Consider the following 22372-nt stretch of genomic DNA (forward strand, 5'->3'; position numbering starts at 1 on the left):
TTCGAATCCTGCCTGTGGAGCCATATGGAGAAGTACTCAAGTGGCTGAAGAGGCGCCCCTGCTAAGGGTGTAGGTCGTGTAAGCGGCGCGAGGGTTCAAATCCCTCCTTCTCCGCCATAAGGCCCGTTGGTCAAGCGGTTAAGACACCGCCCTTTCACGGCGGTAACACGGGTTCGAATCCCGTACGGGTCATTAAAAAACCTTGCATACTATGCAAGGTTTTTTTATTATGCGTTCATAGCGTAAATGGTAAAAGACAGGTATGTGGCAAAAGCGCTCCATAATAAATAAGGAACCAGAAGCCAGGCTGAAGCTTTACTGTATTTACCGGCAATGAGCAACAGAATGAGTGTTGTCACAGTCACAAGCAGGCAATCGATAGATGCAGCAAGCAAATTTTTCTGTGTGAATTGAAAATAGCTGAATCCTTGATTCACGATATAATTGATGAGAAGCATCACCCAAAAAGCTTTGGATTCTTTACATGAAAACTTTGCGTATATCAAGGCTGCTGAGAGCGAAATGAGCGCAAACAAAACCGCCCATATGATGCCGATCACTGATCCGCCCGGCGTCCAGTCAGGTTTTTGCAGCGCATCGTACCATTCCCGGTCGATAGGAAAGAGAAACCCTGCTAAAGAAAACAAGACATATGTAATGATAAATACAATAATTGCACCGATATACTTCTTTTTCATTTGTTCCCTCCGCCATTCAATGTCAATACGTTAGTTCCCTCTTTTGGAAAGATCAAACCTTTTAAAGATCCATGCACCATTAAGTGTATGAGTTTTCAGTGTGAAAATGCAGCAAACCAATTATTTTTATTCAAAAACCCCGGCAGGCCGGGGTTTTAATCAGCATGAAGATCGCCAAAGGTCGTCATAATTCCTTCTTCGTCCAGTTCCTGCTCATATTTTTCGTGTGATTTGCTTGGATACACGGAAATGTTTTTTCCGGTAATATCTGTCGCGATAAAGTTTTCATAATCCTCAGCATAGCCGATGTTTTCTTCTGAGTTCATTGTCATATCCCCATAGCTGAGCGGCGGATCTTCTAAATCCTGAGGCGTTTCTGAGTTTCCGTATTCCTCAACATCCTGATAAGCATCTTCACTATCGTAAGCCGCCCGGATTGATTCATCATCATCAAATTCAAACTGTCCGAACGGTGTTTCCTCTTCAATCGGCCTGTCTTTGGAAACGGCATCCTGCGAGGAATATTCCGCCAATGTCGTAGCCGTCGGCAGAGCTTCGAGTCTGTCATAAGGAATGTCCTTGCCGCTGACTTCACATGTGCCGTATGTGCCGTTTTCAATTTGTTTCAGAGAGTAATCAATATCGCGAAGGTGCTCCCGTTCATGGTCGAGCAGGGCCAGGTCTTTTTCCCGCTCGTATAATTCGGTCGCCTGATCGCCGGGATGATTGTCATAGGAAGACAATTCACCGGATGATTGATACGGGAATTCATCAGTTAACTGAAATTGATCATTTTCTTTAAAGCGACTTAAAATATCATGTCTGGCTTCTTCCAATTCTTTTTTTAAGTGTGTGATCTGTTCGTTTGTAAGCACATCAATCCCTCGTTTCTATGTGATGCTTACTGTTAGTATGAACGTTTTTGCCCAGAAAAATGGTGGATAAAAATAGTCATTTTCCCACGGGGAAGTAAAAGGATACAGTGATTGCCGAGAGTGGGGAAAGAAAATTCAAGTTTGTTTCTTTATTCATTTGCGCAAAAAGGTTTATAATAAGAAATGCAGGCATTTTGTCGTGCTCAAATCTGTGTGTTTGACACAAATTCATCACAGGTGTATTGTATTAAAAGCATTTAACGGATTATGGAGGAATGTCTCATGGTGACAACGGTGCAGCATACGTTCCGAGAGGAAGCAGATCATGCATTACATAAAGCCAAACAAGTCAACCATGCTGTCTTATTGAGCTATTCAAGACGTATTGCGTCTTTAGACCCTCTATCATTTTTCAAAGACGGAGCAAAAAAATATAAAGGCAAACGATTTTTTTGGTCAGAACCCGGTAGTGAATTAACAATAGTCGGTCTTGGCACAGAAGCGCTGTTCCAATCGAATGAAAAAAATGGAAAACGTTATCACGACGTTTTTGAACAATGGGAGCGCTTTAAAAAGACGGCTTTTCATATTCATGAAGAAGAAGAGGCGGCGCATACCGCGGTCGGCCCTGTCTTATTCGGCGGTTTTTCATTTAATCCCGCTGAAGAGAGAGGAGACGAATGGAACGGGTTCGAAGAAGGACTGTTCTTTATTCCCTCACTCATGCTGACAAAGACGGCAGATGGTGATTATTTAACCGTCAATCAATGGGCGGCAGACGGTAATCAGGCAGAAGATACGCTGAAACGTCTGAAATCTTTTTCGGAAGCTTTTGCAGTTTCTTCAATCGAGTATGAAGAATATCCTGTTTTAACAAAAGCGGAAGAACTTGATGTGCAAAACTGGCTTGAAGCCATTAAAACAGCAACAAATGATATGAAAGCAAATCAATATGATAAAGTCGTGCTGGCAAGGGAAGTCGTTTTGTCATATGATGGGCCTATTCCGGCAGAGAGCGTTGTCCGTAAGCTTTTGAAAGACCAAACGACAAGCTATGTTTTTGCGATTGAGCAGGGAGATAAATGCTTTGTCGGCGCTTCACCGGAACGGCTGATCAAAAAATCCGGCAAAGACGTCATGTCCACCTGTCTGGCAGGTTCAATTAAGCGCGGAGAAAATCAACAAGAAGATGACCGTCTCGGCAATGAATTGCTGCATGACGAAAAAAATCTCGCGGAACATGATTTTGTGGTTCAGATGATACACGATTCATTCTTGTCGAGCTGCAGCGATGTGAAAAAGCCTGCAGGTCCGCAATTATATAAAACAAAAAGTGTTCAGCATCTATATACGCCGATCACAGGCCATCTTAAAACGTCCGCTTCGCTGTTTGATTTAATTGAAAAGCTGCATCCCACACCGGCATTGGGCGGAGCTCCCCAGCAGAAAGCTGTTGAAGTTATCGCTGATATTGAACCGATGACACGCGGATGGTACGCGGCTCCGATCGGCTGGATGGACGGCAGGGAAAACGGAGAATTTGTCGTGGCTATCCGATCAGGGCTGATTGAAGGCAAAAGTGCGCGGCTTTTCGCAGGCTGCGGTATTGTTGAAGATTCAGATCCGCAATCAGAATATGAAGAAACACAAATTAAACTAAAGCCGATGATCTCTGCTTTAGGAGGTGAAAGGCTTTGACAAACCCGATTACACATTATATCGGAAGCTTTATTGATGAATTCGCTCTATCGGGTGTCACCGACGCGGTTGTTTGCCCGGGGTCGAGGTCAACTCCCTTGGCGGTTTTGGCGGCGGCCCATCCGGATATTCAAGTCCATATACAGATTGATGAACGGTCCGCAGGTTTTTTCGCACTCGGTCTTGCAAAAGCCCGTCAGCGTCCGGTCATGCTGATTTGTACGTCAGGAACGGCAGCGGCTAACTTCTATCCGGCCGTGATTGAAGCTCATTATTCAAGAGTGCCTCTTATTGTCCTGACTGCTGACCGGCCTCATGAATTGAGGGAAGTGGGGGCGCCTCAGGCGATTAACCAGCATTTTCTGTTCGGTAACTTTGTTAAGTTTTTCACAGACTCGGCTCTGCCTGAAGAAAATCCTCAAATGCTGAGCTATATCAGAACATTGGCCGGCAGAGCCGTAAGTGAAGCCGGGAAGCGCCCGATGGGGCCAGTCCATATCAATGTGCCGCTCAGAGAGCCTTTGATGCCGGATTTATCAGCCGGACCTTTTGAAAGAATGAGAAAGGGGAAGCACGTCTCAGTCACAACAGGGATGCAGTCAGCTGATCAAGATTCTCTCTGTCATATTACAGAGCGTCTCGCGGGTACCGAAAGAGGTATGATCGTCTGCGGCGAAATTCACGGTGAAGCAGAAAAGCAGCAAATCATCGCGCTTGCCGAGATGCTTCAGTTCCCGATTTTGGCTGATCCGCTTTCAAACCTCCGAAACGGGGAGCATGATAAGACGCTGATTATTGATGCTTACGACTCGTTCTTAAAAGATGAAGAAATAAAAGAGGCGCTGCGCCCTGAGGCTGTGATCCGCTTCGGCCCGATGCCGGTTTCCAAACCGCTCTTTTTATGGCTCAGAGATGATCCTGCCATTGAGCAGTTTATCGTCGATGAAGACGGAGGATGGAGAGATCCCACCCAGGCCGGCGCGCATATGATTCATTGCCATCCGTCTGTGTTTTTGGAAGCGGTCCGTTCAGCTGAAACCGGAAAACGGCCGTCCGGATGGCTTGAGAAATGGCAATTTGTCAATGACCGGTTCCGGAGTCATTTACAGGCCGCGAGCATGGATGATTTATCATTTGAAGGAAATGTATATCGTCAGCTTCAGCACCTTGTCCCTGAAGGCAGTTCGATTTTTGTCGGCAACAGCATGCCGATCCGCGACGTGGATACTTTCTTTGAAAAACAAGATCGTTCCTTCCGTGTCTATGCCAACCGCGGCGCTAACGGCATTGACGGAGTTGTCTCCTCGGCTATGGGGCTGTGTGAAGGTACAAAAGCTCCTGTCACGCTTGTCATTGGAGATTTATCGTTTTACCATGATTTAAACGGGCTGTTAGCGGCTAAAAAACTTGGAATTCCGCTTACGGTTATTTTAATAAACAATGATGGCGGCGGGATTTTCTCGTTTTTGCCGCAGGCATCTGATAAGACTCATTTTGAAGAACTGTTCGGTACGCCGACGGGTCTTGATTTCCGGCATGCCGCCGCACTGTATGGCGGGACGTATACTTGCCCTGAGACATGGGAAGCATTTAAGGATGCGTATCAGCCGCAGGCGGACAAGCCCGGACTTCATATAATCGAGCTGAAAACAGATCGGACATCAAGAGTTCAATTCCATCGCGATCTGCTGCAGGCCGCAGTGCGGGAAGTGAAAAAAGAATGGAAACTGTAACAGTTAAAACGGCCGACGGCGTATGCTATCGTGCTGCTGATAGCGGACACGGACACGAATCGTCTGAAGCTATTGTTTGTCTGCATGGATTTACGGGCAGCAAAGAATCATGGATGTTTTTACGCGGCATGTTTCCCGGCGAGCGAATGGTGATGATTGACTGCCTGGGTCACGGGGAGACAGACGCGCCTGTGCAAGCGGCAAGGTATAGTGCGAGCAGGCAGGTTGCGGACCTTGCCGCCGTTTTTGATCAATTAAAACTTCACAAAGTGAAACTTATTGGTTATTCTATGGGGGGAAGACTTGCGTATTCCTTTGCACAGGCATTTCCGCATCGGGTGTCAGCGCTTGTTTTGGAAAGTACAACCCCGGGCCTCAGCACGCTTCAGGAACGCAAAAAACGGATTCAGTCAGATCGGAAGCTTGCTGACTTTATATTGCGGGAAGGTATAACATCGTTTGTTGATTATTGGGAGAGCATTCCGTTGTTTGCCACGCAGCTTTCTCTGCCGGACAGCGTAAAGGCGTCCATCCGTGCCGGCAGGCTGAAGAATAATCCGTCCGGACTTGCAGGAAGCCTGCTCGGAATGGGGACAGGCTCACAGCCTTCCTGGTGGGAGGCATTACACCGCATCAAGGCGCCCGTCCTGCTCATATGCGGTGAACGGGATGAAAAGTTTTGCGCTATTAATCAAAAGGTGCATAACCTGCTCCCATCAAGTAAAATAGAGGTTGTCAAACAGGCGGGGCACACGGTACATGTGGAACAGCCGCGAATTTTTGGTAAGATAGTAAGTGAGTTTTTATACGGCTTGTAAAGTATAAAGAAAATAGCTTTTCGGCCGGACTCAGGCAAAAATGAAGGAGGTCATATCAATGGCTGCAGAATGGAAAAGTGAACGTCAGTACGATGAAATCCTGTACGAGACGTATAACGGTATTGCAAAAATAACAATTAACCGCCCGGAGGTACATAACGCATTTACTCCTAAGACGGTATCAGAAATGATTGACGCGTTTGCTTGTGCGCGTGATGACTCCAATATTGGTGTCATCGTTCTTGCGGGAGCGGGAGATAAAGCATTCTGTTCAGGCGGAGACCAAAAAGTCCGCGGTCACGGCGGATATGTCGGAGACGATCAGATCCCGCGTCTGAATGTGCTTGATCTTCAGCGTTTGATCCGCGTGATTCCTAAACCGGTCGTGGCGATGGTATCAGGCTATGCCATCGGCGGAGGCCATGTGCTTCATATCGTCTGTGATTTAACGATTGCGGCCGATAACGCGATTTTCGGCCAAACCGGCCCGAAAGTGGGAAGCTTTGATGCCGGTTACGGCTCAGGTTACCTGGCGCGTATCGTCGGACATAAGAAAGCCCGTGAAATCTGGTACCTGTGCCGTCAATACAACGCGCAGGAAGCGCTCGACATGGGGCTTGTCAATACGGTTGTCCCATTAGAGAAACTTGAAGAGGAAACAATTAAATGGTGTGAAGAAATGCTTGAGAAAAGCCCTACAGCCCTTCGTTTCCTTAAAGCGGCATTTAACGCTGATACAGACGGCCTCGCCGGAATTCAGCAATTTGCAGGAGATGCAACGCTTCTTTATTACACGACTGACGAAGCGAAAGAAGGCCGTGATTCCTTTAAAGAGAAACGCAGTCCCGATTTCGGTCAATTCCCTCGTTTTCCGTGATCAGATGACACTACGAAACAGCTTGAGCCGCTCTGGTCCAAGCTGTTTTCTTTTCAAAAACAGTACTTTTACCTCGGAGATGATAACATGCTGACAGAACAGCCGAATTGGCTCATTCAAAGGGCTCAGCTGACACCGGAGAGAATCGCTCTCATATTTGAAAACAAACAGATGACATTCAGAGAATTATATCATGCTTCTAAACAAATGGCCGCGCGGCTGTCCAAATACTGCTCGCTTAAAAAAGGAGACCGCGCCGCGATTTTGCTTTCTAACAGACCGGAAATGGTTTATGCCGTTCACGCCTGCTTCTTATTAGGGGCGGAAGCTGTGCTGTTGAATACGAAGCTCTCAAAACAGGAACGGTTGTTTCAGCTCGAAGATTCACAGGCAAAGCTTTTATTGACGGAGGACGGTTTTTGCCGCGAAGAATATGAATCTGCGGTCGCCACCGCAGATGTGGACGAGCTGCAGGCTGAAGAGGCGGGTGACATGGAGCCGGAAGCTTATGTAACACTTGATGATACGGCGACTCTTATGTATACGTCAGGAACAACGGGAAGGCCGAAGGGGGTGCAGCAGACTTTCGGTAATCATTATTCCAGCGCTGTATCGTCTGCGCTGAATCTGGGGGTCACAGAGCGGGACCGCTGGCTTATTGCGCTGCCGCTGTTTCATATCAGCGGTCTGTCTGCGCTGTTTAAGTCGGTCATTTACGGCATGCCTGTCGTGCTTCATCAAAAATTTTCTGTCACTGATGTGCTGGACAGCATCAGCTCCCATCAGGCCACGATCATTTCAGCGGTGCAGACCATGCTCTCGGGCCTGCTTGCGGAAACTGAACAATGTCCTGAATCACTGCGCTGCATTCTGCTTGGCGGGGGTCCGGCACCGCTGCCGCTCCTTGAAGAATGCCGCAGGAAACAATTTCCGGTATTCCAATCTTACGGCTTGACTGAAACCTGCTCACAGATTGTCACGCTTTCTCCGGAATTCAGCATGGACAAGCTCGGCTCGGCCGGTAAACCGCTGTTTTCATGCGAAATTAGAATTGAAAAAGACGGAAACCCTTGTGCGCCGTTTGAACATGGTGAAATTACGGTGAAAGGCCCGAATGTAATGAAAGGGTATTATCATCGTGACGCCGCGAACCAGGCCGCTTTTCATAATGGATGGTTTAAAACGGGCGATCTTGGCTATTTGGATGATGAAGGGTTTTTATACGTGCTGGACAGACGGTCGGACCTCATCATTTCAGGCGGAGAGAACATCTACCCCGCAGAAGTGGAAGCGGCGCTGCTTGCCCATCCGGCTGTAGCGGAGGTTGGTGTTTCGGGAGCCGAAGATCCGAAGTGGGGGAAAGTGCCGCATGCTTTTCTCGTGCTGACTTCTTCTGTCAGTTCTGAGGAGCTGACCGCCTTTTGCCGTGAGCGGCTTGCAAAATATAAAATACCGGCTGCTTTTTTCACGGTTGATGAGCTCCCGCGGAATGCGTCCAATAAACTGATGAGGCATCGGCTGAATGAGCTTCGTAAAGGAGAATTGTCATGATTAAGATTGAAAAAATCACCCTTTATCATGTAAGTATGAGGCTGAAAAAACCGTTTAAAACAAGTATTGAAACGCTGCAGGATCGTAAATTTTTGATCGTGGAAGCGATCGATGAAACCGGGAGAACCGGCTGGGGGGAGGTATCGGCGTTTTCTTCTCCGTGGTATACAGAAGAAACGATTCAGACATGCGCGCATATGCTGAGAGATTTTTTCATCCCAAATGTCGTAGGCCGCGAGTTTTTCCATCCGTCAGAAGTGCCTGACAGTCTCGCGCGTTTCAAAGGAAACCGCATGGCAAAAGCGGGGCTTGAATCAGCCGTGTGGGATCTATATGCCAAGAAAAAGGGGATATCTCTCGCAGAAGCCTTAGGGGGCAAAAGAGATAAAGTGCCCGCCGGCGTGGCGGTGGGTCTGGCTTCGGCTGATGAGATGCTTCGGGAAATTGAGCAATACGTAAAAGAAGGTTATCAACGTATAAAAATAAAAATTAAGCCTGGCCATGACGTTGATTTGGTCAGAGCCATCCGCAGCCGTTTTCCGAACGTACCGCTGATGGCGGATGCCAACTCGGCTTATGAACTGAAAGACATCAGCAGGCTGAAAGAGTTGGATGAATTCCAGCTCATGATGATAGAACAGCCGCTTCAGGCAGATGATATTGTCGATCACCGCCACCTGCAGAAACACTTGAGAACCGCGGTATGCCTTGATGAAAGCATATGCTCATATGATGATGCAAGGCGGGCCATTGAGCTTGGGAGCTGTAAAATCATTAACATAAAACCGGCGCGTGTAGGAGGCCTGACAGAGGCCTTAAAAATACATGACTTATGCAGAGAGCATCACATGCCGGTTTGGTGCGGCGGAATGTTTGAAACCGGCATTTCGAGAGCGCAGACAGTCGCGCTTGCTTCGCTGCCGCAATTTACGATACCGGGTGATATTTCCTCATCAGACCGATACTGGGAGGAGGATATTGTCACTCCCGACATCCGTATCGAAGAGGGATTCATCTCTGTCCCGGACGGTCCCGGACTGGGTGTTGAAGTCAATCAGGAAATAATGAGAAAATACGTCACCCAAATGGACGTTTTTACGACAAACAACTGATAAAAAGACATTTCAGCGAGTTGAGCTGCCTGTATGCTGCTGTTATATTGAAACTGTTCATTATCACCCCTTCCCCCGTTTGAACCGGCTGTATCAGCCGGTTTTTTTAATAGGCGAATGCGATGATTTTTTTATTCTTCAAACAGTGTCGGCTTTACATCGCAGGTGCTGCTTTCCGGCTGGGGCAAACATGTACATCTTGATAAAAAATTCTGTGCTTGTCATGAATACGATACTGATTGTATCGCATGCCGCCGCCTATATTTGCCGGCGAACCGCCTTCTGCCATGCTTCTCATCCGCGCGGTTTTCCCCGGCTCAGGGGCTGATATCAAAAAGGCTTGCGGCGCGGAAATGAAAAAGAGCTGTATAAAACAGCTCTTTTCTTTTACAAATCATGCGGTTTAAAGGTTTTGCAATCCGTTTCTTCACTTTTTTCAGCGGTTTCGCCTGTATGGCTGACCACATAAATAGCGTCGGCCGTGCATTTGTTTCCTCTGCCCCAATATGAACAGTTATTGACTTCACACAGAATTTTTTGGTCCATGCTGGCTCCCCTCCAAGATAAAAGGTACGCCATTAGTATGAGCCGCCCTGATTTTTGTTATTCCTCCTGGCGGATATAACGTCTGTCTTTCATAAAGAGCTTCCAGAAGAAATAAAACCCGGGGAACAAAATGATGAAAGCGACGATATACGTCATAAACAGCGCCCTGAAGGTTGCCGGCTCCGTAAATCCTGACATGACCGTAATATCCGGATAAATCATATAAGGAAGATGAGCCCGTCCGTATGCATAGCTTGCCAAAAAGTATTGAAGCGCAATGGCGATCATGGCGATTCTCGGTTTGCCGAGGTTGCGGCCGAAGCGCTTATTCGGCAAAAACAGAGCCACGCCGGCAATGATAAATGTAATGACAGACAGAATGAGCCAAGTCTTGTCTTTCATCATCCCCGTATACAGCCAGCCGGCTTCAGAGCGTAATGTCAGCATAATGAAGAAGGCAAACAGAAGCGACAGCGGCCCTGTTATTAAAGAGCTCCGTCTGTAGATGCGGTACGCATGCTCCTCTTCCGCAACATTTGAAAAATCGGCCAGAAGCAGTGAAGATAAAAATAAAGTGCTTAAAATGGCAAAGCCGATAAACGCATACGCATTAAGGCTTGTAAAGACATTTGCCAAATTCAGTTGATACACTCCGCCCGTCTTCTCAATAAACCCTCCGTGTGTGACCGGAAGGACCAAAATCAGCACAGCGGGAATAATGAAGCCTGAAATTCCAGAGATATATCTCATGATTTTTCTTTCCTTCGCGGTATTGGAGAAGACGAGAAAGCCGCTGCGGATGGCTAAGAGCAGCAAAATAATACTTCCCGGAATCAATAAAACGGTTCCCAGCACGAAGGTTGCCCCTGGAAAGAAGCTGAATAGGGCGACAACGATCGCGACGATAAAGACGTTGGTCACTTCCCATGTCGGGGACAAATAACGGTTGGCGATGTTTGTCGCCTTTGTTTGTTCTTTATTTAAATATATCATCGACCAAAAGCCGGCTCCGAAGTCCATCGTTGCCATGACCGCGTAGATAAACACGAAGCCCCATACGATTGATATCGCAATGAGAGCATCCATGGTAATGTCCATTTCAATTCAGCCCTTTCTATTGTTAGGATTCCGCCGCTTTTACATCCTCCTCAACAGGATGTTTGCGGAAATAATAAAGCAGCACATAAATGACTGCGGCTGCCAAAATGGCGTAAACCACTGTGAACAGGATGAACAGGAAACCGATTGAACCGGTTGTCGTGACGACATCAGACGTTTTCAGGAGATGGTAAATCACCCATGGCTGCCGCCCCGTACAAGCGAATATCCACCCGAATTCAATTCCGATCAGACTGAGCGGTCCTGCGGTTAAAAATAAAATCAAAAGCCAAGTCGGAAAGCTGTCTTTCTTTAAAATTTTTCTCCACACGATGCCGATGATGGAGTACAAAATGAGCAGCATCCCGATGCCGACCATTCCGTTAAACAGTGTATGGATGAATAAAGGCGGCCACTCGTCTTTCGGAAACGCGTTCAGTCCTTTGACGACGGTATCAAAGCTGTTTGCGGCCAAAAAGCTTAAAGCCCACGGCACTTCTATCGCCCATTTTACTTTTTCTTCTTTTGCATCAGTAAAACCCCCGATCGCAAGCGGAGCGTGTGATCTAGTTTCAAACAGCCCTTCTGCGCCCGCAAGCTTCTCAGGCTGGTATTCGTAAAGAAGCTGGGCTGACTCGTGACCGTTTAAAGAGGCAAGAATGGAGAATATCCCGCCGATCGTTAAGGCGAGCAGCAGCGCTTTTCGGTGAAAGCGGTATACCTGCTCCTGTTTTCTCGTTCTCAGCATTTTATAAGCAGCAACTGACGCGACGATAAATGCACCGGTCATGAAAGCCGTCAGTACGACATGGCCCGCGGTGGTGAAAAAGCTTGGATTAAAAAACGCTGCCCACGGTTCGACGTCAGTGATTTTGCCGTTTAAAATTTTAAAACCGGCCGGCGTTCCTTCAAATGCGTGAACATTTGTGATTAAGACGGCTGATGCCGCGGCGCCGATCAAAACGAAAATAACGGCAATGATGCGCATCGCCGGAGTCAGCCGATCAGCGGCGTAGACATAAATGGACATAAACAGCGCTTCGATAAAGAAAGCATAAATTTCAATCTGAAACGGAAGTGACATCACCCTGCCGATGACCTCCATGAATCCGGGCCACAAAAGGGCAAGCTGTGTACCCGCGATCGTTCCGGTCGGTATCGCCACGCCGAGCAGAACAGCCTGCGCCTTCGTCCACCTTTTCGCCATAATGGCATAATGCGGATCTTTTGTTTTTTGATAAATCAATTCAGCCATTAAAATCATCAGAGGCAAGCCGACACCAAGCGTCGCAAAAATAATATGAAAGCCCATGGTTGTCCCGAACAGACTTCTGGCTAATACTAAATCATCCACGATCATAAACCGCCTTTCTAAATTACCGTTTTATGTAATGTGGTTATATTATTTGCTGAAGCGATTAGATTATTCTTCCGATTCCATATATGTGCAGGGTTTAGAAATCAAGGGATCAGGGCATATATGATTGACAAGAGCCTATTTAAGGTTTAGAATAAAACGTAATTATTACGATTTAAGAAAGGGAGATCACCATGAAAAAAGATATTCATCCGGATAACCATCAAGTGATTTTTCAAGATGTGAACAGCGGCTACCGCTTTTTAAGCCATTCTACGAAAACGTCAGAGGAAACGGCAGAGTGGGAAGACGGAAAAACATACCCGCTGATTAAAGTAGAAGTCAGCTCAGATACGCATCCGTTTTATACAGGCCGCCAAAAATTCAACGAAAAAGGCGGGAGAGTCGAACAGTTCAACAAAAAATACAATATGGGGAAATAAGACAAGCCCAATGGGGTTTGTCTTATTTATTGAGCACTTTGTCATCTTGTGCGGGGAGTGACGAAATGACCCGCCTTATGTTATATTGTGAATAAAAAGGCAGAAAGGAAACACCAAGATGAGTCTTCTAAACGATATCATGCAATTTAATGAGCAGTTCACTAAAAACAAAGATTATGAAAAATACCAAACATCTAAATTCCCGGATAAAAAGATGGCGATTTTGTCCTGTATGGACACACGTCTTGTAGAATTGCTTCCGCATGCGATGAACATGCGAAACGGCGATGTGAAAATTATTAAAAGTGCCGGCGCGCTTGTCGCCCACCCGTTCGGAAGCATCATGCGCAGCCTTTTAGTGGCCGTATACGAATTAAACGCTGATGAAGTCTGCGTTATCGGCCACCATGATTGCGGCATGAGCAAAATCAACAGCGAGGATATGCTTGATAAAATTATCGACCGCGGTATTCCGAAAGAGCGGATTGACATGCTGAAGCACTCAGGTGTTGATCTTGATCAATGGCTGAAAAGCTTTGATTCAGTAGAAGCGAGTGTTACAGACAGCGTAAACGTCATTAAACACCATCCGCTATTCCCTGACAATGTCCCGGTGCACGGTCTGGTGATTGATCCTGAAACCGGTAAACTGGATCTGGTGATCGACGGCTACCAGCATATGGACTAATGTTTTTGCTTTTTGTCCGGTACGGGATCAACACCGCCCGGATGAAAAGGGTGGCACTTTAAAATCCGCTTCAGTGTCAGCCATCCGCCTTTTAATGCGCCGTGAGTCTTGACGGCTTCGATTCCGTACTGCGAACACGTCGGATAAAAGCGGCATGACGGCGGCGTCAGCGGAGAGATGAACTTCTGGTACCCGCGGATTAACGCAATCATTATGGTTTTCATCAAAAAACCACCTTTCTGATGCTAGTATAGAAAAAAAATTTCAGATTGAAAAGCTTCCGCCACAATTCTTATCGGAAAACTGTGTTATAATGGATGCATATTCTGAAAAAAAGGGAGTGCCATTATGCCTTCAGTAGAAAGTTTTGAGCTAGACCATAATGCGGTTGTGGCTCCGTATGTAAGACATTGCGGAGTGCATAAAGTCGGAACAGACGGCGTCGTGAATAAGTTTGACATTCGCTTCTGCCAGCCGAACAAACAGGCGATGAAGCCGGATACGATTCATACGCTTGAGCACTTGCTTGCGTTTACGATTCGCACACATTCTGAGAAATACGATCACTTCGACATCATAGATATCTCACCGATGGGCTGCCAGACAGGCTATTATCTTGTTGTCAGCGGCGAGCCGACAGCGGAAGAAATTGTAGACCTGCTTGACGCTACGCTGAAAGAAGCCATCGATATTACGGAGATTCCGGCGGCCAATGAAAAACAGTGCGGCCAGGCGAAACTTCATGATTTAGAAGGCGCGAAACGGCTGATGCGTTTCTGGCTGTCACAAGATAAAGAAGATTTGCTGAAAGTGTTCGGATAAAAAACAGGCCTTTTTGCTGATATGCAAAAAGGCTTTTTTACATATTTCTAAAAAATGTCACACCTTATGTGTAAGCGTTTGCTAAAATAGAAGCAAACATGAAGGAGTGATGGGATGAAACGGGCTGTATTGGCAGGTATGTGCGGTATGGTATTTCTATTATCTTCCTGCGGGGGCAATTCGGACAAAACCGCCGCGGATGAGGAGCCTAAAGCGCTTGAGGTCAAGCTTACAGGACCGGAAAAGGCAGCACCGCATGAAAAAACGGAATACAAGGCGGAGGTTTTTTACGGCGGCAAGCGTGTCACGGATGCGGATGAAGTCATGTTTGAAGTATGGAAAGAAGGAAAAAAAGGCAGCAGCAAAACAAGCAAGGCCAAGGAGGAAAAAGGGGCGTATCACCTGCGGACTGAATTTGATGAAGAGGGTGTGTATACCGTTCAATCCCACGTAACGGCAAAACAGCAGCATAATATGCCGACTGTAAAAGTGCGTGTCGGGGATGCTGAAGCTGCCGATGATTCCTCCGGCCATGAGGAACAGACGCATCATCATTAAGGATTGTTTTTATCCGTCAAGCCTTTTGATGCGTCCTCCGGCGGGTCAATCGTATGTTTTACGTTATAAGCTCTTACAGTCGACCAGATGGATAAAAGCAGCACGGCGAGCACGATAAGAAAGCCGAAGCCCAGAAGAAGCAGCATAAAATCCCTCCTTTTTAACAAATCATAACATATTTTCCATACGTAAAATCAAGGGCTAAAAATTTATGTTTTAACACACGATATATAGGGTATATCAATAGTAAATCAAAGGAGGAAGATAGGCATGTCAGAAAAACTATTGGAAGCGGTCAATAAACAAGTTGCAAACTGGACGGTCATGTATGTGAAATTACATAACTATCATTGGTACGTCAAAGGGAAGGACTTTTTCACATTGCACGAAAAGTTCGAGGAGCTGTATAACGAAACGGCTACATATATTGATGATCTGGCAGAACGTCTGCTGGCATTGAACGGCAAGCCGATCGGCACAATGACGGAATCATTGAAGACTGCTTCTATAAAAGAGGCGGAAGGCAATGAGAGCGCAGAACAAATGGTACAGAACATTTATGATGATTTCACTGTCATTGCGGAAGAGCTGAAAAGCGGCATGGATCTCGCAGATGAGGTCGGAGACGAAACGACCGGAGATATGCTGCTTGCCATTCACCAGAATATCGAAAAACATAACTGGATGCTGAAAGCGTATTTAGGATAATCAACAAGGGAAGACCGGGGCTATAAAGCACTCGGTCTTTTATTTGGCTGCCGAAGAGAGGTGTTGTCCATTTTTCTGAAAAATCCAGTCCGTTCCATTCACTTTTCATAGAATAATGTAAGGCCGTTTCTGTGAAAGGATGTTGGATCAAGTGGGCAAAGACTTTGGCATCTTTTCGTTTTTTGCAGTGATCGTGTCGGCAGCGGGGTTTTTCTTTGGCGGTTTTCAGTATTCCTTTCTGATTTTGCTATCGGTCATGGCGATTGAGTTTATCAGTACAAGCTTAAAAGAATCTCTTTTGCAGCAGCTGAGCGCAAGAAAGCTTTTTGCGCGGCTGGTCAAAAAAATCGTGACCCTGGCATTAGTCTCAGTTTGCCATTTTTTTGATCAGCTGCTTCATTCAGAAGGCGCCATCCGCAATTTGGCTATTATGTTTTATATCTTATACGAATCGGTTCAGATCGTGATTACGGCAAGCTCGCTGGGCATCCCGGTTCCGCAGGTGCTCGTCGACCTATTGGATACCCTGAAAAATAAATTCAAGCGCAAACCGTAACATTTGCTTCAAAGGAGGCTATACTAGCGGGTATGATGGTTTTCCTCTGAATTTTTGATAAAGGGCTTCCGAACAAACGCAACTGTGGTATGATGTATGGAAGATATGAAGGAACGGATTAGAGGGATAAACATGTACGAGTTTAAAGACTATTATCAGAATACTGTTCAGCTCTCCTTTGAACACCAGCCTTTTTCAGACAGCCCGAAGCATGTATGGGTCATATGCCGATATGGAGATAAGTGGCTTTTGACTGAGCACGAAGACCGGGGGTTTGAATTTCCGGGCGGAAAAGTGGAGCCGATGGAATGTGCGGAGGAAGCGGCCCTGCGCGAGGTGAAAGAAGAAACCGGCGCCGCGGTAAGACATCTGAAGTACGTCGGACAGTATAAAGTTCTCGGCAGGGAAAAGGTAATCGTGAAGAATATTTATTTTGCCGATATTGAAAAGCTTGAAAAACAGGCTGACTATTTTGAAACAAAAGGGCCGGTGCTGTTCAGCGAACTGCCGGAGAATCTCCCCCGAAATAAAAAATTCAGTTTCATTATGAAAGATTCGGTGCTTCCGATCAGTCTGAAAAAGCTGAAAGAGGACGGCGTATTTCAATCATAAAAAACGGAGACCCGGCGCTTACGCACGGGTCTTTTTTATATTTTTCCTTTCGTCCATTTTCTTTCTAACAGTTCGACTCCCTGATACATCAATGTCGCAAAAATCGCGATGATCAGAAGGCTTAAGAACACAAGAGTGAAATTGAAGACCTGGAAACCGTAAATGATCATGTAGCCCAGACCTTTTTCGGAAACGAGAAACTCGCCGACGATGACGCCGACCCAGGATAAACCGACGTTCACTTTAAGCGCGGAAATAATCGCGGGGGCGCATGCCGGCAGAATGACTTCTTTAAACATGATGCTTCTTTTCGCTCCGAATGTTTTCATCACCTTAATATAGTTTTCATCCACTTCCTGAAAAGCCGTAAAGACGACGATTGTCGTGATAATGACACTGATGACTGCTCCCATGGCGACAATGCTTGTGAAATTCGGTCCGAGTGCCACGATGAGAATCGGTCCGAGTGCGACCTTCGGCATCGCGTTTAAAATGACGAGGTACGGGTCTAAAACCCGGGCGAGCCTGTTTGACCACCATAACAGAGCGGCGAGGCATGTGCCGAGAAGCGTGCCGAGCAAAAAGCCGAGAACGGTTTCTCCTAAGGTTACGCCGATGTGCGCCGCAAGGGATCCGTCCGCAATCTTTTCAACTAAAAGCCTGCAAACGGCGGAGGGTGAGCTGAAGATTAACGGATCGATCCAGCCCGCCCTGCTCGATATTTCCCACCCGGCAAAAAATACGATGAAAATGGCGGCCTGATACGCACGGATCCGGAGCTTTTCTTTTTGGTGTCTTTTCTTAAACTGCTGATGAAGCTGTTCAATCGTGCCGCTGCTGTTTTTCAAGGGAATTCAGCTCCTTCCATATGGTTTGAAACAGCGGCTGAAAGGCCGGATCCTGACGCGCGTCAAACGGATCTAAAGCCGCGAGCTCCTTAGGCACGGTGAATATTTGATGGATGGTGCCCGGCTGATTCGAAAATAAATAGATCGTATCGCTCATGGCGATGGCTTCACCGATATCGTGGGTGACGAGCACGGCGGTTTTTTGAAAATCCTTTAATGTTCTGAAGACAAGGTTTTCCAAAGAAAGCTTCGTTTGAAAGTCCAGCGCGGAAAACGGTTCATCAAGGAGCAGCAGTCCCGGGTCCGGCGCAAGAGTTCTGGCAAGTGCCGCCCGCTGCCGCATTCCGCCTGAGAGCTCTTTCGGATATTTCTTTTCAACGCCGATTAATCCGAGCTTAGGCAGAAGGCTGAGAACTTCAGCTCTTTTTTCTTCTGTTAATGTTTTTGAAATGTGTAAACCGAGCAGCACGTTTTCCTCAATTGATTTCCAAGGAAATAAATAATCCTGCTGAAGCATATAACCGATTTGGTGTTCTTTATGGTTCGGCACGCTTCCTTCGATCAGCACCCGGCCTTGCGCAGGGGTGATAAGGCCGGCCAGAATGGACAGGAGTGTTGTTTTTCCGCATCCGCTCGGCCCGAGAAAGGAGATGAAATCCCCTTTTTCAATCTGAAAATGTATATCTTTCACGGCGGTTGTCTTTTCTTTCAGCGAGAAATAAGTATGTGTTACATGATCCACATGTAAAAAAGACATTCATGTTCCTCCTATTGTTCTGAGGTGACTTTTTTGGCGATTTTTGTGTTGACGAGTTTGCTGTACGGAATGTGTTTCGGGAGCTCTCCGGCTTCATCCATAATAGATTGAAGCTGTTCCCATTCATCCTTTTGCAGAACTGGGTCTGCAGAGAATGACTTTTGTTTTTTATAGCGCTCTATCGATGTTTCGATAATGGCCGGGTCTGTATCGGCAAATTCCTTCTGAATCGTTTTTGCGATGTCTTTGGCCGGATGGCTTTCCACCCATTGCTGGGCGCGATAGATGGCGCGGGTGAATTTTTCCGCCGTCTTTTCATTGTTTTTCAAATAACTTTCTTTTGCCATAAAGGTTGTGTATGGCACTTGGCCGGAAGCTTCTCCGAAGGATGCGACGATATGGCCGATGCCTTCTTTTTCAAATTGGGATGCCGTCGGTTCAAACAGCTGCACATAATCACCCGTTCCGGATGCGAATGCGTTGGAAATATTGGCGAAATCAATGTTTTGAACGAGGTTAATGTCTTTTTTCGGCTCTATGTGATTCTTTTTCAGGACGTACTCACCGGCCATTTGGGGCATGCCGCCTTTTCGCTGGCCGAGAAATGTTTTTCCTTTTAAATTGCTCCATTTGAATGATTTCTCATCTTTCCGCGACACGAGAAATGTGCCGTCCGTCTGTGTCAGCTGCGCGAAGTTGATGACCGGATCTTTTGCTCCCTGCGCCTCCACGTAAATGGATGTTTCAGAACCGACCAGCGCGATGTCTGACCCGTTTGACAAAAGCGATGTCATCGTTTTGTCTCCGCCCCATGTTGTTTGAAATGACACTTGGAGCCCTTCTTTTTTAAAAAAACCTTTTGCTTCAGCGACATACAGAGGCGTATAGAAGATGGAGTGTGTGACTTCCGCCACCTTTACCTTCGTCAGACTTTCTTCCTGTCTGCAAGCCGGAAGAATGAGCAGGAAAAAGGCGCATATGACAAAAACGCAGCCCGCTTTGAGCCATTTGTTCACGGTGTAACCTCCTTGTTTTAAGCGTTAAAATAACCTTTTCTGCTTTACATATCGTATGATGGGTATAAAAAATGTGTGAGTGCCCATATTCACGTTGGGAAAGAATAAAAAAACTGATGATATAAGGAGGCGCATTGTTTTGCTGGTAGAAAAGAAAAGGTTCCCGTCTCCGAGTCCGCATGTCCGCCTCTTTGCGGTATGCTATGAGTCAGAAGGTCTGAAGGTAAAGGGGCTCCTTGCCGAACCTGCGGCGCCGGGAACATATGACGGTTTTTTATATTTGCGCGGCGGCATAAAAAATGTCGGCATGGTACGCCCCGGCAGAATCGTTCAATTCGCTTCCCAAGGCTTTGTCGTGTTTGCGCCTTATTACAGAGGCAACCAGGGCGGCGAGGGAAATGAAGATTTTGCGGGAGAGGACAGAGAGGACGCGTTTTCCGCTTTCCGCCTTCTTCGGGAGCATCCGAATGTCAGGGAAGGGCGGGTGCATATTTTCGGTTTTTCCCGGGGCGGAATCATGGGGCTTTTGACCGCGATTGAAATGGGGCATCAAGCGGCTTCACTCGTTTCATGGGGCGGTGTGAGCGATATGGTGCTTACTTATGAAGAGCGGAAGGATATGCGGCGGATGATGAAGCGGGTGATCGGCGGCACGCCGAAAAAGGTGCCGGATGAATACAGATGGCGTTCGCCGTTTGAAAAAGCAGACCGCATTCAGGCCCCTGTGCTGCTCATCCATGGAGAGAATGATGAGAATGTTTCGATCGAACACGCCCGGATGATCGAGGACAAGCTGAAAGAGGCGGGGAAACCGGTGGAAACTTGGTATTACAGCGGTTTTACGCATTATTTTCCGCCGCAGGAAAACAGACGCATTGTCCGGCGGCTGGCGGAATGGATGAAGACACGGTAAGATGCCTGATTTATGATATGATAATAAAGAATAAGAGAATGAAAGGGGATTTTCATTTTGGGAATGCCTGTTGAATTTAATACCATGATTGTGACAAAAGGCAATGAAAAACGGATAGAGGAAAATATCTTTTTATTGGAGAAAGAGGGCTACCGCGTCTATCCTCTTGATATTCCGATGGACGTGCGCAAAACGAAAACCGGAGAGAAATCCGGCACCGGCGAGGTCCAAAAGCTCGAATGGGCGAACGGCCGGACAAGCATTACATACAGACTCACTTCGCTTCATTCGACAAACTGAAAAAACAAAAGCCGAGGGCATAAACGCCCTTGGCTTTTTTGATTACACGAGAGGTCCGCCGGCTTTGGCAATCGAGTCTGCATGGGAAAACTTTTTAAAGTTTTCTTTAAACTCATTGGCTAAAAACAGCGCTTTTTCGTTGTATGCTTGTTTATCGCTCCATGTGTTTTCAGGCTGAAGAACTTCATCCGGCACGCCCGGAACATGAACGGGACTGTGCAGGCCGAAAATGCTGTCTGCCGTCATGTCAGTCTGGTTCAGTCTGCCGTCAATAGCGGCTTTGACCATCGCTCTTGTATACGAAAGTTTCATCCGTTCTCCGACTCCGTACCCTCCGCCGGTCCAGCCTGTGTTGACCAGGAAGACTTGAACGCCGTGTTCGTCGATTTTACGCCCGAGCATTTCGGCATATACATGTGCCGGAAGCGGAAGGAACGGTGAACCGAAGCACGTCGAGAAAGTCGTTTGCGGAGATGTCACGCCGCGTTCGGTTCCCGCGAGTTTACTGGTGTATCCGCTTAAGAAGTGATACATCGCCTGTTCCTTCGTCAGTTTGCTGATCGGAGGAAGCACGCCGAATGCGTCCGCCGTTAGAAAGACAATCGCCTGCGGATGGCCGGCAATGCTCGGCTGCACGATATTGCCGATCATCTCAATCGGATATGCGGCTCTTGTGTTTTCCGTGTAGAAGGAATTGTCGTAATCCGCTTCACCCGTTTTTTCATCAAGCACGACATTCTCAAGAACAGACCCGAAGCGGATCGCACGAAAAATCTGCGGTTCTTTTTCCTCGCTCAGATTGATACATTTAGCGTAACATCCGCCTTCAATGTTGAAAACGCCGGAATCTGACCAGCCGTGCTCGTCATCTCCGATCAGTTTGCGGTCCGCATCGGCTGAAAGCGTCGTTTTCCCTGTGCCGGAAAGGCCGAAAAACAGGGCGACATCGCCTTTTTCACCGACGTTGGCTGAGCAGTGCATCGGCAGTATATCCTGCTGCGGAAGCAGGAAGTTCATAATGGAGAATATTGATTTTTTCATTTCTCCGGCGTATTCGGTGCCGCCGATTAAAATGACGCGCTTTTCGAAAGAGACAATGATAAATGTTTCCGAATGCGTGCCGTCCGTCTCCGGGTCTGCTTTAAAATGCGGAGCTGAGAGAATGGTGAAAGGCTGCGCTTGCGGGTCTCTTTCATCCGTTTCCGGTCTGATAAACAGCTGGCGCGCGAATAAATTGTGCCACGCAAATTCATTTACGACCGTAATCGGCAGTCTGTATTTTTCATCCGCTCCCGCGAATCCTTCAAACACAAACAGTTCATCCCGCTGTTTTAAGTAGCTGACGACTTTGGCGTACAGCTTTTCAAACGCCTCTTCAGAAATGGGCTGATTCACCGCGCCCCAATCAATTTGATTTTCTGTGCTTTGTTCACGGACGATAAATTTATCTTTAGGTGACCGGCCTGTATATGCGCCGGTGGTGGCGCGTACGGCGCCCGTTGATGTCAGCGTTCCTTCATCTCGGCTGATCACTTTTTCGGTAAGTTTTGGAGCCGATAAATTATGATGCACATTCGGACTTGCAAGTAATGCTTGAAGATCTGCGGTTAAATCAACTAATTTCATAAAAACCTTCCTTTGCCGGTTTATTTGTATTTCGCTGAATGTGGAATTAGTATAACATATATCTGAAAATAGTCTATACTATTTACGGTTTTTTGTTTGTGTTTTTCCATTGCTTCCCGAAATAAAGGCGCGCAATCGCTTTAATTCATATTGACACTTTCC

The 22372-nt window shown here is 46.9% G+C and carries 26 protein-coding genes and 2 tRNA genes; 17 read left to right on the forward strand and 11 right to left on the reverse strand.

All coding sequences use genetic code 11. The features are described 5' to 3' along the window. Positions 1 to 26: 26 nt before the first annotated feature. Together G9F48_RS10035 and G9F48_RS10040 are read left to right on the forward strand one after the other, a co-directional pair. A tRNA-Ser gene (locus G9F48_RS10035) sits at positions 27 to 117 on the forward strand. 3 nt (positions 118 to 120) lie between these two features. Beyond that, a tRNA-Glu gene (locus G9F48_RS10040) sits at positions 121 to 192 on the forward strand. A 35-nt stretch (positions 193 to 227) separates the two neighbouring features. Here G9F48_RS10040 and G9F48_RS10045 read toward each other — a convergent pair. Next, on the reverse strand, positions 228 to 698 hold the full coding sequence (locus G9F48_RS10045; protein ID WP_165409438.1) for a TspO/MBR family protein: 471 nt from the start codon (positions 696 to 698) through the stop codon (positions 228 to 230). 155 nt (positions 699 to 853) lie between these two features. After that, complete coding sequence (locus G9F48_RS10050) at positions 854 to 1573, reverse strand: TraR/DksA C4-type zinc finger protein (RefSeq protein WP_165409439.1); 720 nt, start codon at positions 1571 to 1573, stop codon at positions 854 to 856. Positions 1574 to 1855: 282 nt separating this feature from the next. On the opposite strand from G9F48_RS10050, the gene G9F48_RS10055 reads away from it, so the two are divergent. The 6 genes from G9F48_RS10055 to menC all read left to right on the forward strand — a co-directional run bounded on the left by G9F48_RS10055 (position 1856) and on the right by menC (position 9362). After that, positions 1856 to 3271, forward strand: coding sequence for an isochorismate synthase (locus tag G9F48_RS10055; RefSeq protein WP_165409440.1), 1416 nt, complete (start codon positions 1856 to 1858; stop codon positions 3269 to 3271). Further along, complete coding sequence (gene menD / locus G9F48_RS10060) at positions 3268 to 5004, forward strand: 2-succinyl-5-enolpyruvyl-6-hydroxy-3-cyclohexene-1-carboxylic-acid synthase (protein WP_156735687.1); 1737 nt, start codon at positions 3268 to 3270, stop codon at positions 5002 to 5004. Before G9F48_RS10055 ends, menD begins: the two co-directional genes overlap by 4 nt. Further along, positions 4992 to 5822: a 2-succinyl-6-hydroxy-2,4-cyclohexadiene-1-carboxylate synthase gene (gene menH / locus G9F48_RS10065; protein ID WP_165409441.1), complete on the forward strand. Its 831-nt coding sequence runs from the start codon at positions 4992 to 4994 to the stop codon at positions 5820 to 5822. The genes menD and menH overlap by 13 nt, the downstream gene beginning before the upstream one ends. A 58-nt stretch (positions 5823 to 5880) precedes the next feature. Then, positions 5881 to 6699 carry a 1,4-dihydroxy-2-naphthoyl-CoA synthase gene (gene menB / locus G9F48_RS10070; RefSeq protein WP_003152221.1) on the forward strand — a complete coding sequence of 273 codons (819 nt, stop codon included), beginning with the start codon at positions 5881 to 5883 and terminating at the stop codon, positions 6697 to 6699. A gap of 87 nt (positions 6700 to 6786) precedes the next feature. Then, entirely contained in the window at positions 6787 to 8250 is a 1464-nt protein-coding gene (locus G9F48_RS10075; RefSeq protein WP_165409442.1) for an o-succinylbenzoate--CoA ligase, read from the forward strand. Continuing rightward, positions 8247 to 9362, forward strand: coding sequence for an o-succinylbenzoate synthase (menC, locus tag G9F48_RS10080; RefSeq protein WP_156735685.1), 1116 nt, complete (start codon positions 8247 to 8249; stop codon positions 9360 to 9362). Before G9F48_RS10075 ends, menC begins: the two co-directional genes overlap by 4 nt. 387 nt (positions 9363 to 9749) lie before the next feature. Here the strand turns inward: menC and G9F48_RS10085 are convergent, their stop codons facing one another. From G9F48_RS10085 to G9F48_RS10095, 3 genes are read right to left on the reverse strand one after another with little or no spacing between them, the layout of a single operon-like run. Beyond that, positions 9750 to 9908 carry a DUF1540 domain-containing protein gene (locus tag G9F48_RS10085; RefSeq protein WP_007408842.1) on the reverse strand — a complete coding sequence of 53 codons (159 nt, stop codon included), beginning with the start codon at positions 9906 to 9908 and terminating at the stop codon, positions 9750 to 9752. A 57-nt stretch (positions 9909 to 9965) separates the two neighbouring features. Further along, a complete protein-coding gene (locus G9F48_RS10090) occupies positions 9966 to 11006 on the reverse strand; it encodes a cytochrome d ubiquinol oxidase subunit II (RefSeq protein WP_015387818.1) in 1041 nt (346 codons plus the stop codon). Between the two features lie 22 nt (positions 11007 to 11028). Beyond that, on the reverse strand, positions 11029 to 12360 hold the full coding sequence (locus tag G9F48_RS10095) for a cytochrome ubiquinol oxidase subunit I (RefSeq protein WP_165409443.1): 1332 nt from the start codon (positions 12358 to 12360) through the stop codon (positions 11029 to 11031). 197 nt (positions 12361 to 12557) lie between these two features. On the opposite strand from G9F48_RS10095, the gene G9F48_RS10100 reads away from it, so the two are divergent. Then, the gene (locus G9F48_RS10100) at positions 12558 to 12806 is read left to right on the forward strand and encodes a type B 50S ribosomal protein L31 (RefSeq protein WP_003152229.1); all 249 of its coding nucleotides are present in this window, start codon (positions 12558 to 12560) and stop codon (positions 12804 to 12806) included. Between the two features lie 118 nt (positions 12807 to 12924). Continuing rightward, entirely contained in the window at positions 12925 to 13494 is a 570-nt protein-coding gene (locus tag G9F48_RS10105) for a beta-class carbonic anhydrase (RefSeq protein WP_003152233.1), read from the forward strand. Here the strand turns inward: G9F48_RS10105 and yidD are convergent. Continuing rightward, positions 13491 to 13718, reverse strand: a complete 228-nt coding sequence (yidD, locus tag G9F48_RS10110) for a membrane protein insertion efficiency factor YidD (RefSeq protein WP_003152235.1) — start codon at positions 13716 to 13718, stop codon at positions 13491 to 13493. The genes G9F48_RS10105 and yidD overlap by 4 nt on opposite strands. 124 nt (positions 13719 to 13842) lie before the next feature. Between yidD and G9F48_RS10115 the strand changes: the two genes are divergently transcribed. Continuing rightward, a complete protein-coding gene (locus G9F48_RS10115; protein ID WP_003152237.1) occupies positions 13843 to 14316 on the forward strand; it encodes an S-ribosylhomocysteine lyase in 474 nt (157 codons plus the stop codon). Between the two features lie 114 nt (positions 14317 to 14430). After that, the gene (locus tag G9F48_RS10120) at positions 14431 to 14874 is read left to right on the forward strand and encodes a FixH family protein (RefSeq protein ID WP_044053551.1); all 444 of its coding nucleotides are present in this window, start codon (positions 14431 to 14433) and stop codon (positions 14872 to 14874) included. Here the strand turns inward: G9F48_RS10120 and ytzI are convergent. Next, on the reverse strand, positions 14871 to 15020 hold the full coding sequence (ytzI, locus tag G9F48_RS10125; protein ID WP_071391461.1) for a YtzI protein: 150 nt from the start codon (positions 15018 to 15020) through the stop codon (positions 14871 to 14873). The genes G9F48_RS10120 and ytzI overlap by 4 nt on opposite strands. 124 nt (positions 15021 to 15144) lie before the next feature. On the opposite strand from ytzI, the gene G9F48_RS10130 reads away from it, so the two are divergent. The 3 genes from G9F48_RS10130 (at position 15145) to ytkD (ending at position 16750) form a co-directional block, all read left to right on the forward strand. Then, the gene (locus G9F48_RS10130; protein ID WP_003152242.1) at positions 15145 to 15582 is read left to right on the forward strand and encodes a Dps family protein; all 438 of its coding nucleotides are present in this window, start codon (positions 15145 to 15147) and stop codon (positions 15580 to 15582) included. Positions 15583 to 15733: 151 nt separating this feature from the next. Next, complete coding sequence (locus tag G9F48_RS10135) at positions 15734 to 16138, forward strand: phage holin family protein (protein ID WP_003152243.1); 405 nt, start codon at positions 15734 to 15736, stop codon at positions 16136 to 16138. Between the two features lie 132 nt (positions 16139 to 16270). Then, on the forward strand, positions 16271 to 16750 hold the full coding sequence (gene ytkD, locus G9F48_RS10140) for an RNA deprotection pyrophosphohydrolase (RefSeq protein ID WP_003152244.1): 480 nt from the start codon (positions 16271 to 16273) through the stop codon (positions 16748 to 16750). Positions 16751 to 16785: 35 nt separating this feature from the next. Here ytkD and G9F48_RS10145 read toward each other — a convergent pair whose 3' ends face one another. Genes G9F48_RS10145 through G9F48_RS10155 form a run of 3 tightly spaced genes read right to left on the reverse strand, consistent with a single transcriptional unit; the run spans position 16786 to position 19371 of the window. After that, on the reverse strand, positions 16786 to 17598 hold the full coding sequence (locus tag G9F48_RS10145) for an ABC transporter permease (RefSeq protein ID WP_014418698.1): 813 nt from the start codon (positions 17596 to 17598) through the stop codon (positions 16786 to 16788). Next, positions 17573 to 18355, reverse strand: coding sequence for an ABC transporter ATP-binding protein (locus tag G9F48_RS10150; RefSeq protein WP_003152246.1), 783 nt, complete (start codon positions 18353 to 18355; stop codon positions 17573 to 17575). Before G9F48_RS10150 ends, G9F48_RS10145 begins: the two co-directional genes overlap by 26 nt. Positions 18356 to 18366: 11 nt before the next feature. Then, positions 18367 to 19371 carry an ABC transporter substrate-binding protein gene (locus tag G9F48_RS10155; RefSeq protein WP_165409444.1) on the reverse strand — a complete coding sequence of 335 codons (1005 nt, stop codon included), beginning with the start codon at positions 19369 to 19371 and terminating at the stop codon, positions 18367 to 18369. A gap of 139 nt (positions 19372 to 19510) precedes the next feature. Between G9F48_RS10155 and G9F48_RS10160 the strand changes: the two genes are divergently transcribed. Continuing rightward, the gene (locus tag G9F48_RS10160) at positions 19511 to 20284 is read left to right on the forward strand and encodes an alpha/beta hydrolase family protein (protein WP_015418056.1); all 774 of its coding nucleotides are present in this window, start codon (positions 19511 to 19513) and stop codon (positions 20282 to 20284) included. A gap of 57 nt (positions 20285 to 20341) precedes the next feature. Then, positions 20342 to 20584: a DUF2584 domain-containing protein gene (locus G9F48_RS10165; protein WP_003152249.1), complete on the forward strand. Its 243-nt coding sequence runs from the start codon at positions 20342 to 20344 to the stop codon at positions 20582 to 20584. A gap of 42 nt (positions 20585 to 20626) precedes the next feature. Here the strand turns inward: G9F48_RS10165 and pckA are convergent, their stop codons facing one another. Further along, positions 20627 to 22210: a phosphoenolpyruvate carboxykinase (ATP) gene (pckA, locus tag G9F48_RS10170; RefSeq protein ID WP_146277385.1), complete on the reverse strand. Its 1584-nt coding sequence runs from the start codon at positions 22208 to 22210 to the stop codon at positions 20627 to 20629. Positions 22211 to 22372: the final 162 nt, after the last annotated feature.

This window comes from Bacillus sp. EKM420B (genome assembly GCF_011065565.1).
In the GTDB taxonomy this organism is placed as follows: domain Bacteria; phylum Bacillota; class Bacilli; order Bacillales; family Bacillaceae; genus Bacillus; species Bacillus velezensis.